The 9,341-nt window shown below is 46.7% G+C and carries 15 protein-coding genes; 1 reads left to right on the top strand and 14 read right to left on the bottom strand.

Features of this window, described 5'->3' with window-relative positions; translation table 11 throughout:
* Positions 1 to 362 precede the first annotated feature (362 nt).
* The 5 genes from NGAR_RS01605 to NGAR_RS01585 form a co-directional block, all read right to left on the bottom strand.
* A complete protein-coding gene (locus NGAR_RS01605) occupies positions 363 to 557 on the bottom strand; it encodes a hypothetical protein (protein WP_148680805.1) in 195 nt (64 codons plus the stop codon).
* Positions 554 to 976, bottom strand: a complete 423-nt coding sequence (locus NGAR_RS01600) for a hypothetical protein (protein WP_015017837.1) — start codon at positions 974 to 976, stop codon at positions 554 to 556. Before NGAR_RS01600 ends, NGAR_RS01605 begins: the two co-directional genes overlap by 4 nt.
* Positions 973 to 1,770, bottom strand: a complete 798-nt coding sequence (locus tag NGAR_RS01595) for a hypothetical protein (RefSeq protein ID WP_015017836.1) — start codon at positions 1,768 to 1,770, stop codon at positions 973 to 975. Before NGAR_RS01595 ends, NGAR_RS01600 begins: the two co-directional genes overlap by 4 nt.
* Before the next feature lie 7 nt (positions 1,771 to 1,777).
* Entirely contained in the window at positions 1,778 to 3,337 is a 1,560-nt protein-coding gene (locus NGAR_RS01590; protein ID WP_015017835.1) for a winged helix-turn-helix domain-containing protein, read from the bottom strand.
* 155 nt (positions 3,338 to 3,492) lie between these two features.
* Positions 3,493 to 3,672 carry a hypothetical protein gene (locus NGAR_RS01585; protein WP_015017834.1) on the bottom strand — a complete coding sequence of 60 codons (180 nt, stop codon included), beginning with the start codon at positions 3,670 to 3,672 and terminating at the stop codon, positions 3,493 to 3,495.
* Between the two features lie 124 nt (positions 3,673 to 3,796).
* On the opposite strand from NGAR_RS01585, the gene NGAR_RS01580 reads away from it, so the two are divergent.
* Positions 3,797 to 4,207, top strand: a complete 411-nt coding sequence (locus NGAR_RS01580) for a hypothetical protein (RefSeq protein ID WP_015017833.1) — start codon at positions 3,797 to 3,799, stop codon at positions 4,205 to 4,207.
* Between the two features lie 24 nt (positions 4,208 to 4,231).
* On the opposite strand, the gene NGAR_RS01575 is transcribed toward NGAR_RS01580, so the two are convergent.
* The 9 genes from NGAR_RS01575 to NGAR_RS01535 form a co-directional block, all read right to left on the bottom strand.
* Complete coding sequence (locus tag NGAR_RS01575; protein ID WP_015017832.1) at positions 4,232 to 4,672, bottom strand: retropepsin-like aspartic protease; 441 nt, start codon at positions 4,670 to 4,672, stop codon at positions 4,232 to 4,234.
* Positions 4,638 to 5,012: a DUF5678 domain-containing protein gene (locus NGAR_RS01570; RefSeq protein WP_015017831.1), complete on the bottom strand. Its 375-nt coding sequence runs from the start codon at positions 5,010 to 5,012 to the stop codon at positions 4,638 to 4,640. The genes NGAR_RS01575 and NGAR_RS01570 overlap by 35 nt, the downstream gene beginning before the upstream one ends.
* Position 5,013: 1 nt before the next feature.
* Positions 5,014 to 5,403, bottom strand: a complete 390-nt coding sequence (locus tag NGAR_RS19180; RefSeq protein WP_407637214.1) for a helix-turn-helix domain-containing protein — start codon at positions 5,401 to 5,403, stop codon at positions 5,014 to 5,016.
* A gap of 499 nt (positions 5,404 to 5,902) precedes the next feature.
* A complete protein-coding gene (locus tag NGAR_RS01560) occupies positions 5,903 to 6,538 on the bottom strand; it encodes a hypothetical protein (RefSeq protein WP_015017858.1) in 636 nt (211 codons plus the stop codon).
* The gene (locus NGAR_RS01555; protein WP_015017857.1) at positions 6,538 to 6,834 is read right to left on the bottom strand and encodes a hypothetical protein; all 297 of its coding nucleotides are present in this window, start codon (positions 6,832 to 6,834) and stop codon (positions 6,538 to 6,540) included. The genes NGAR_RS01560 and NGAR_RS01555 overlap by 1 nt, the downstream gene beginning before the upstream one ends.
* Positions 6,822 to 7,367, bottom strand: coding sequence for a hypothetical protein (locus tag NGAR_RS01550; RefSeq protein WP_148680809.1), 546 nt, complete (start codon positions 7,365 to 7,367; stop codon positions 6,822 to 6,824). Before NGAR_RS01550 ends, NGAR_RS01555 begins: the two co-directional genes overlap by 13 nt.
* Positions 7,368 to 7,388: 21 nt before the next feature.
* Complete coding sequence (locus tag NGAR_RS01545) at positions 7,389 to 8,276, bottom strand: hypothetical protein (RefSeq protein ID WP_015017855.1); 888 nt, start codon at positions 8,274 to 8,276, stop codon at positions 7,389 to 7,391.
* The gene (locus tag NGAR_RS01540) at positions 8,277 to 8,483 is read right to left on the bottom strand and encodes a hypothetical protein (RefSeq protein ID WP_015017854.1); all 207 of its coding nucleotides are present in this window, start codon (positions 8,481 to 8,483) and stop codon (positions 8,277 to 8,279) included.
* Positions 8,480 to 9,187: a hypothetical protein gene (locus NGAR_RS01535; protein WP_015017853.1), complete on the bottom strand. Its 708-nt coding sequence runs from the start codon at positions 9,185 to 9,187 to the stop codon at positions 8,480 to 8,482. The genes NGAR_RS01540 and NGAR_RS01535 overlap by 4 nt, the downstream gene beginning before the upstream one ends.
* Positions 9,188 to 9,341 lie beyond the last annotated feature (154 nt).

Below are 9,341 nucleotides of genomic sequence, written 5' to 3'. Positions count from 1 at the left end.
AGGCAGTTGCAAGTAATCTCGAAAGTGCTATTTCCCTCAGCAACATACTTTCGATTGTAGCACTTTCCGATCCTGTGGCCGTGTGCCGAATTTGGACAGCCGCAACCGGCGCATTTTTCGTTAGCAGGGTGCAGCTCTGCCACTGTCGGGCTGTAGCTGGGGTTAAAGCCGATCCCGGTTTTTCTTTTTGGCATGTCAACTCACTGGCCCTCCTTGGTGCTTTTTGCAAAGCCAAAAATGACAGCGGCGACATGGCGTCAATTCGCTTTGTTCGTAGAGCGGCCATCCTGCCCTTGCAAGCGGGTATTTTTGCAAGTATTCTTCGGTGCAGACACGGCAGCCGATTGTTTGTAATTCAGCGGTCATGTTACGGCAACCGCCCTCCTTGTCTGAACCCAACCGCACGTTCTACAGTAAACGATCCGATTGTCGCCCTTGCCCTTGTCGTTGAGCCCTTGACTGTTGTCTTTTAGCCTGTTTGCACCACAAGCCGGGCAATCGTCAAGGATGCTATAGTATCTGCGCTCTTTGTGGAGTATGCCGTGCTGCTGACTCAATTAAGCGGCCTCCTTTGGTAGAACTGCTCGATTATTGGATCGACGTAGCGCTGAACGTTTAGCACGTCCTCAAGTTTGAAGTGCTTTATCATCCAGTCTGCTACCGCTTTGCGGTATTCCTTGCCGGCGTGCCTTGCGTTCCAGTGTAGAATCCAGCGCTTGAGCGTGATTTCAAATTCTTCATGGTCGCGCTTGCGATAGTAGTAAGACAGCAAGCCCGCCGCTTCGGTGCATTCCGCACATATCTTGCCGTTAGGCGTTTTGTATGGGTGTTTGCCGCCGTGCGCTTCTGTAACTATGCAAGTTTGATAGTCATAGATCAGCTCTTTGTTTTCGGCTATGATGCGTGGCTCTGCCTTCTTTCTGAGCCGATGCGCCCATTTTGGCGCTATATCTTTCAGTGTTAGCAGTTTGATCATGCCTGCTCCTCCTGCGCTTCATATGGCGTCAGATTGCGATTGTGAACTGTCTTGACGTGTGCGGCCATCTCTGATTTGTCAGTGTACTTTATGCCACAATCACAATACCGGGGTTCCCACCGCTTCTCTTGCCTTGTTGTCGATACTGGCGCTTGTGTTCGCAGTTTTGGCTCATAGTTAGGGCAATCATGGGTTTTGCGTTCTTCCAAGTTATCCAGCGGAATGTGTTTGCCACTTGAACTTTTCACGCTCTTGTGATAGTAAACAGTTTGCCCGCAGCGATAACAAGTCGATTGCCAGCCTTCTTTTTTGGCGCTGACACGAGTTGTTGCTTTCACCATTGTAGTAGTAGCCGCTTCATGTCGTTCCTGTGGCGTGTCAGTGGTCGGCACGCTTACGATTGTTTGAACTTCTGCATTTTCGAGTGCTTCTCTGAATAGGTTAGTGTAGCGGGTCTTTAGTTTGTAAACCACTTTATCGTGGTCACGCCAAGGACATTTAGCGCAGAACTTTGCCAGCTCTTCGCCGTTTTCGGCCTTTTTCAATGCAGGGTAGATTTTTTTTATGGGGCAGTTGGTATCTGCAACATTGGACAGCGGATCAACGTCTTTTAGTCCAAAAATGCAGGCGTCAGATTCTTGGCCTTTTAGTAGCGTGTTGACTTCGACGAGCTGACCGGCGTCGAATTTTCTTTTGAGATCAAGTGCGTTTTCTATCGCTTTCCTTTTGTCTCCCAGTGTCTCCAAAAAGTCAGCGAATGCGTCACCGATTCTAATGGAAAATGCTCGTGCCATGAGCTGATCACCTATGAAGCAGTTTGTCCTTTAGCGACGCCTTACCTCTGTGACCGTACCATGTCCTCAGTGTAGCAGTGTCGTTCCATCCGTGCTCTGCGACATAATCATAATCATAGTCGCTCCGCTCCAGCATCAGCTGGGCGCCGCAATGCCTGAGCGTGTATAGTGGTTGCTTGAACATATATGCGTCAGTCTTGCCAAGGTGGCGATATAGTGCCCGGAGGTTTTCGCGAAAATTGTATTGAGCGTTGACCTGTTCTAGTATTCCGCCCTCTTGTGTTTCGTCCGGATTGATGTCGTGGCCGTCATAGAAAACGTATCTGTAGCCCTCATGCCTGTTGCCTTCGCTGTCAATCCAGCTTACGCCGGGCGCATTTCTTCTCTGTTCGATCCATGTTTCAGCTGCTTGCACTAGCGCCGGGGTAATGATGTAGGTTTCCCATTCGTCGCCCGTCTTGGTTTCAAGGTGCTTTACAACTGCGATCCTGCGCGTGACGCGCTCGAATCTTACAACGCCATCAGGCAAAGCCAAAGCCAGCGCATGAAGCATTTGTAGTTGGTCGGGATCACGGACAGGTTTGGCGTAGTTTTTGAGCCATGCCTGCTCGATTACCTGATCTTCAAAAGATACGTCTTCCACTTCTATGAGCATACCACGTTCTGATCTAGGCATTGCTTCCATGTTGAAGGCTAGCAGGGCCAGCATCTGCAAGTTAAGCGGCTCCGGTAACGATTTACAATACTCGATCGCCTTGTCAAGTTCGCCGTCTTCTTCCGATATTTTGATGTCGCCATGGGCGCCAATGTTCTCTTTTTCGCCGTCGATGCCTATTTGTATCAAAAACGGGTTCTCACGCAGCGGGATGCCAAGGCAAACGCCAAGGAATGTTCTGATTGATTGTCGTACTCCATAGGGTGGCTTTTTCCTGCCAGTCGCTGCCTTGTATTTTTCGGCAAATTCTCTGGTTGTTTCCTTGTATTGCCAGTTCTCAGGATTGCACTTGAAACCCGGAAGATAGATGCCAAGGCAAATATTTCGGAAACAAGAAAATTCTCGGCGCTCGCCTCGGCTTGGGTTGTCGCCCAGTTTTTCGATCCACGGCTTCAATATTGGTAGTTGTCCAAATTCTTCTTCGCTCAGATTTTCTACAAGAACTTGAGCCACTTGCGCCGCCGTCAGGTTCTTCTTTTTCCACATGTGGCCGTCTTTTTCGATCTTGCCTTCCTTGGCCAGTTTGCTAGTGTAGCGGTTGATGTTCATGCGGCTGTAGCCTGTCAGTTTGCATAGTTCCCGTGGCGTGCGTGGCTTGGTTTCAATGAGCTGTAGAATGTGTTCCTTTACTGCGTTTGTGTCATCAAAGGTCTTGCCGCCGACGCTGCGGTAATTTCTCCTAACGCCATCAAGGCGCCCGCCTGTCCTAACCTTCTTAACCTTCTTTTGCGAAGTAATGGCGCGCTGCGGTGTCGATGTTGTCTCCATGCTCGTAGCACTGACAGCGTCGATCTCTGTTTGCGTGGGCGCTGGCATGGCGGCCGGCGGTGTGGAAACTGTGACGGTCGCCATGTTACGCCTTCACTCCTCTGACAAGGGTCTTGTGTCCTGTCTCCAGTTCGTGTTTGAATTTTAGATGTTTTGCAATACCGCGACGTGATGTTAGAACGACACACCTACCAGATACTTGGCAGATGGCTTTCCATTGCATGTTCTGATCCTGCATCTTACGCCTTCCTCCTATCAACTCTGACCGTTTGCGTTTGTTCGTTGTCGATCTCGGGCACGCCTGCATTTTTCAAAATCCAATCAAGCTGGCCCGTGATTGACCTCCCTTCTCTCTCGGCAGCCTGTTTCAAGCCATTGTATCTCTTTACAGAGATAGTAGCCGATGTGTATTCTCCCATACCTTTACTGGATTTTACAGTAACTTATAAACATTATACAGTAAATTACTTTATAGGAAGTTACAGTAAAAGTTGACAAACTAATATCTTTATAATAATGTATTATACAGTAAAATGCAGTAGTATGGCGAAGGGCTGGACGGTATTAACTGTACGGGATCAGGTCAAGAGCCGACTTGAAGAGATTTATGAAAAAGATACAAAGCGCCCAAAGAATCAAAAATTTACTGCCTACCTTGACAACTTGTTAACTCAGTATATCGATTATCACGAGAAATTACAGCAATATGGCCCCTTCATCGAATACAAAGACAAGCGTGATAATTATGTCGAGCTCTACGACCACAGAAAGCGTCAATATGTCAACGTCTATATCAACGATCAGGAAAAACAATTATTTTGTGAGTTTGACAATAGTGCCGACTGCTGCCATGTTGGTTTTTGCTTTGCAATTAAAGAGGTATATGAGATATTAATCGATCATGGTTTCAGACCTCCCAAAATTAGGGCGTCCAAGGGTTCAGCGACCGATTGATTTAATTCCCATGTGCCGAATTACTCAATGCACCAAAATTGTCCTTCTGGTCCTTGCCTGCAAGTTAACATCAAAATAATCAAAAACATCGAGCCTTCCAAGCAGCGACATTTTCAATTCGTTTTTCTTTGCGAATGCAATTCTAACGTCAGGGACAACTATGCCATTAAAAGCGATATCAACCCTATGTATTCGGGCTTCGATGGCACTACCCCCTGCTGCTGTCAGTTCTATTCTTTCGCCAGATTCAAAGTCAGAAATACCGAGCATTTCAGCAACAATTTTGTTCATAGTGGTAATGTCAGCACCGCTATCTATCACGAATAACCCAGATAACCAGTTGTTTGAATGACCATATCGCACTGCGATGTTGGCAACAGGATAATACAAAACATCAAAATATCTTGTTCTGTAAGGCAGCCAAGGATATTCAAGTATTTGCTGTTTTGGCAATTTTAAATCCACCAATAAAGCCTTCTTGTGTCGGCACGCCCATAATCGTTGGGTTTGAATCAGGCACTTTTTTCCTAGCCGCATCCAACGCCTCACCCTCGTGTCTACCCACTCCAATTATTTCATGCTTCCAAATTGCAATGTATTTTCCGGCATAAGGAACAAGAAAATCTGGCCCTTGTCGGACTAGCCAGTCCAATTCACTTTCCTGTTTTTTCGAGCGTTCTTTTTCTGCAACCATGCTTGCAACTACATCATTGAATGTTTCCCCATTCTTTTTAGTCTTTTCGAGGGCCTTGTATACATCCCTGCTTACTGTAATTGAAGTCCACTTGTCACTATGGTTGCCCATGTCAGAATGGCGGCCCTCCAAGCAATCGCACTGTAAAAGTATTGTAACGATCAAAGTCACTGATATTTGTCGGTAGCCATCGGATATCATTTGTTTCTTCAAATTTCCTGCGCAAATATTCAATCACAGGCCAGCGCGAATGTTTGATTTGTTTAATGGCCTTGCGAGCAGCCAGTCTAATCCGATCATTGATTTTCCGCATGTCGTAAAACTGTTGGCCTTCAACCTCAGCAAACTTGTGTATCCAATGTGAGACTGTACGAGTGCTGCACTTTAACCGCTTTGCTATGTAATGTATCGACAGTTGCCTTTTACGCAGTTTCCAAATTAGTTGGCGTTCTTCCGGGGTCAAAAATTTCCTGCTAGCAGTTTTTGTGACAAACTGACCCATCTTGTGATCAAAGTAAGTATACTGATTTGTCGGCATGGCGCAAATCAGATATTGCAATTGTCACCTATAAACATTTTTACGCAGATTTTTCAAGAGATTGACGCTTTAGATGCCTACTGTAGGTCTACTGTAACGAAAACCAAAAAAACCGTAACCAAACCTAGGATAATCGACAATTGCACCGTACACGTTTTTTTGTAACGTGTACACGTTCCTGTGTACGGTTTTAACCAAAGTGTACACGCACAAAAGTTACGCACAAAATACGTAACAAAGAAATGTTACAGCGATTGTTACAGTAATGTAACAATCCCACGTTCAATTTAGGTCATTTTGGCGTTTCTGGAAACCCCTAAGTCGTAACATTCCCCGAAGCCTAAAATGTGAACTTTGTTACAAAATAGGACTTTCGGACAAAACCAAAAGATAGGGGCAAAAAAGCGGCCGAAATAAGGTTTTGCGCCCAGCGCCCGCAGGGCGCCAAATTGTGTATATGTGCTCATTTTATTTGCCTCACCACTATGACAACCGCAATAGAGATCATGGCTACAACTGCAAGCACGATCAAAGTTGTCACATCCTCATACCATTGTTTTGGCGTGGTGCTTGTCGTTGTGGTCTGGCTTGGCGTCGGTGTCGGGGTCGGTGTGGGTGTTGGCGTCACTCCCGGTATTGTTGGCTGACTGATCGCCTCTGTCGGTGTCGTGCCTTGGTTCTGGCTCTGGCTTGGCGTGGTGCTTGTCGTTGTGGTCTGGCTTGGCGTCGGCTCTTGGCTCGTAATTTTATAGAATTGATAAGGTTGTTTTAAAGGATATCCTGTTGCAACCCATGACCGCGATAAACAATCTGGGCAGCGAGTCGTTCCGTGGTCAATAACAAAGTCCATACCACCCCACCAAGCCTCTGGCGGCGCTGTGACACCCGGCCGCTGATATACGCCTAAGGGCCGTATGCTCCAACTACCATCAGAATAAATTGATGCAAAAAATATATCCGCAGTAACCACCGATGGCGACAGGTCTTGGCGCGGAAAGGCGAAGAAAATTTTCTCGCCGTCGGCGGGTGCATGTTCTGCCAAACTTTTAATTTTGATTGCAACGCTGTCTTTCAGTAACGCATAGGGTATTGCCGACATTAGGCGCTGTCAGCCTCCCACCCCATGAACTCAACCCACGATGCAATTTCATTTTTGATAGTCTGCTTTTGTCCCTCTGTCATTAATGCTGTATTTGGCGTGTTTATTTCGATCGTCACAAGCCCTGTTGTATCATCGTACGTTATAGCGCCCAGCACGTATTGTGCCTTTTTAGTCTCGTCTGCCATCTGTGGATACTTACCTTTAAGCCGCCGCCTTACCTCATCACTGTCAAAAAAAGTGCCTTTGCCCTTGATATTAAACCCCGGTGGAATTCTGAATTTTATAACTGACACGTTCCCGACCCTCCTGTCAAACTTGCGGCGTGAGTATCGCTGCCTGATAATGTAACCGGCTTGGCACAGCCGCCCGCAAATATGCTCCGCACTTCGCTAGTGCTACCTTGAAATGTAATGCTGTATGTATGTTGTGCTACAGATTGATTTACCAACGTGATCTCAATTGCTCTTGCAGAATCGGCCGTATTAACGGCCAAAGATGCACTGGTTACGCTTGCTAATGTTATTGTGTTCTCTTTCAACCTATACGTGATTGTTCCGGCATTTGCGGTTTTATAGCCTCTTACGAGCGCACAGACATAAATTAAATTAGTTGCTCCGCCCGGAGTAACAGCAGCAAGAATATATGCCGTGTTTTCCACAGTGTTTGCCCACGCATCATACACGTTCGCATTTATTGTGTTACCGGTGCCGCTTGACCCTCCGGCGCTGGAAGGGTCATTACCAAGAGCATGTGTGTCATTGCCTGTCAGGCTTGCGGCGTGCGTGTCACCTACCACCGTACCAGGACCAGATGATGGACTTTTCACAAAATTGCCCAATCTGCACTACTACACCTCTGCAAACAGTAGTCCAGCCTGAAATATTCCAGCGCCAGCACCAACATTGGTTATTGTTATGTTTGTGCTTGCATCGGCGCCCAGCCCTTCATTTACCGGCGTTTTGTCTGTGAAGAACATAGTGCCCTTTGATGCATGCACTATCCTGATACTTTTTGCTACTCCTCCACTTGTCCAGTTGATTTTAAAGTCTCTGGCTTCGGCGGACGTGATGTAAAATCCATAGATAAAGCCCGTTTTCGCTGCGCTTACTGCCTTTGTCACAAGAGCGGTACCGTCTGCAGGATTGGTAGTCTCGGCGCCATGAACCCACGCTGGCTCGATGTTCTTGCCCCAGCGTTCCAACTTTAATTGATCTTGTATGTCCACAAGCCTGGCAAGAACTGTTTTACCAGTGTTATTTGCCGGCGTTGCGCCCGCATCACCGAGCGTGCGCAGAACTCCTTTAATTGCGTCGTTGGTCAACGCATCGGCGTCGGCTTCAATGTTTCCGATTTTAGTGTTTACGCTTGCAAGTGTCGTCTCGCTAGCACGAGTAGATAGTGCTGTGTCAAGGTTTGGCGGATTCTGTATTTTTAGCGCATTACCAACATCAAAGGATAGTTTGTCAGTCTGTGTTTTGACGCCCGATAGCGTGGCCTCTGTAGCACGAGTAGATAGTGCTGTGTCGAGATTATCAGTTTTCGCTTTTATCAACGGCAAATTGCTAAGGTCAGATGACCAGTCTCTTGCCGTTTGTGCTACGCCACTTACCGATTTTACATTTACGTCCTGACTTGTAGTGGCTGCGCTATTTTCCTGAATTGCCACTTTGAGATTGCCAAGGGCTGATAGGTCTTGCGGTAGTTGTTGATTTGCCTTGTGATAAATGATCGCCATTTATATGCCTCCGAATAACTTTGCAAGGACAAAGCCGAGTAAAACGGCTATCCCTGCTTGTTCACCCATGCCGATCCATTGCCTTCTTTCAATGCGTCTTATGCACTTCACTATTTCTTCCCATTTTCCATACAGATCGTTGATGTCTCTGTCTTGATTTTTGTTCCGTTCTTCTTCTCTTGCAAGCCTTTCTTTGTCGCTCATCATATATTCAACATTTCCCCCTTTACTGTCACATTGGCGCCAGTAGATTGAACTCGCACCCGGTGAAAGTGATGCTGCGTGTCCAGCATAGCATCGTCACCAAATACGTATGTATCACCGGCATTGAGCACTTTCGGAAAACCAGCGTAACTAACCCATGAACCGTTGTTGTCAGATTCGGGCACCTCTCTGTGCTGAATGTCCAGGTTGATGTTCGCGGCACCACCATTCACAATAGTAAACTTGTTCTTTTTGCCGATTGTGTGTCTGAAAAACAAGTTTGTATAACTGGCTGCTATGGCCGTTACGCTGTTTGAATAGAACAAGTGTGGCACGGCAGAGCTGACACCATAATCGAAGCAAGGATCGTCGCTTGCCACGATAATCACCCTGTTCTGGTCGGGCACGAAAACGTTATCGATCTGAATGGTAATTTCTTCAATGTCGAGCGGCCTTATGATCTTGTAGTATGACATCATATCAAACTCTACTTCGGCGCCTTGATATGATAGGTGCAAGTCAGCATCCGCAAAAATGTATATTGACCTGATGCGGTCAATGTTGAGGTCATGGCCTGACCTGAAGCCCAGCTCTTTGAAAGTAGTTAGGACTTTTTGTTCTTCGTTGTCCACAGTGCCATTAAGCAGGTTGACAACATTGCGACCGCTTCTTAGCATCAGCTCTACACTAATTATTTTTGGCGCCACTATGCTAGCAACCTCCTAATGCTGATCCTACCCTTCTTTATTGCCCGCTTGATCTTGTCTCTTTGCCCTTTTGGTATCTTCCTGACCATGCGCTTTATGCGCAAACAAGTTGGACAGAAATCACCGATCCCCTTATGCACTTTTTTACAAAGTT

The sequence above is a fragment of the Candidatus Nitrososphaera gargensis Ga9.2 genome (genome assembly GCF_000303155.1).
In the GTDB taxonomy this organism is placed as follows: Archaea; Thermoproteota; Nitrososphaeria; order Nitrososphaerales; family Nitrososphaeraceae; genus Nitrososphaera; species Nitrososphaera gargensis.
The sequence above is the reverse complement of the archived record's forward strand: the minus strand, read 5'-3'. Positions and strand labels throughout refer to the sequence as shown.

Bases quoted from the DNA above. Each gene is read 5' to 3' on its own strand.
- NGAR_RS01540 (WP_015017854.1), bottom strand. From the start codon at position 8,483: ATGATGAGCGACAAAGAAAGGCTTGCAAGAGAAGAAGAACGGAACAAA.
- NGAR_RS19180 (WP_407637214.1), bottom strand. From the start codon at position 5,403: ATGGGTCAGTTTGTCACAAAAACTGCTAGCAGGAAATTTTTGACCCCG.
- NGAR_RS01570 (WP_015017831.1), bottom strand. From the start codon at position 5,012: ATGGGCAACCATAGTGACAAGTGGACTTCAATTACAGTAAGCAGGGAT.
- NGAR_RS01545 (WP_015017855.1), bottom strand. From the start codon at position 8,276: ATGGCGATCATTTATCACAAGGCAAATCAACAACTACCGCAAGACCTA.
- NGAR_RS01600 (WP_015017837.1), bottom strand. From the start codon at position 976: ATGATCAAACTGCTAACACTGAAAGATATAGCGCCAAAATGGGCGCAT.
- NGAR_RS01580 (WP_015017833.1), top strand. From the start codon at position 3,797: ATGGCGAAGGGCTGGACGGTATTAACTGTACGGGATCAGGTCAAGAGC.
- NGAR_RS01595 (WP_015017836.1), bottom strand. From the start codon at position 1,770: ATGGCACGAGCATTTTCCATTAGAATCGGTGACGCATTCGCTGACTTT.
- NGAR_RS01590 (WP_015017835.1), bottom strand. From the start codon at position 3,337: ATGGCGACCGTCACAGTTTCCACACCGCCGGCCGCCATGCCAGCGCCC.
- NGAR_RS01585 (WP_015017834.1), bottom strand. From the start codon at position 3,672: ATGGGAGAATACACATCGGCTACTATCTCTGTAAAGAGATACAATGGC.
- NGAR_RS01560 (WP_015017858.1), bottom strand. From the start codon at position 6,538: ATGTCGGCAATACCCTATGCGTTACTGAAAGACAGCGTTGCAATCAAA.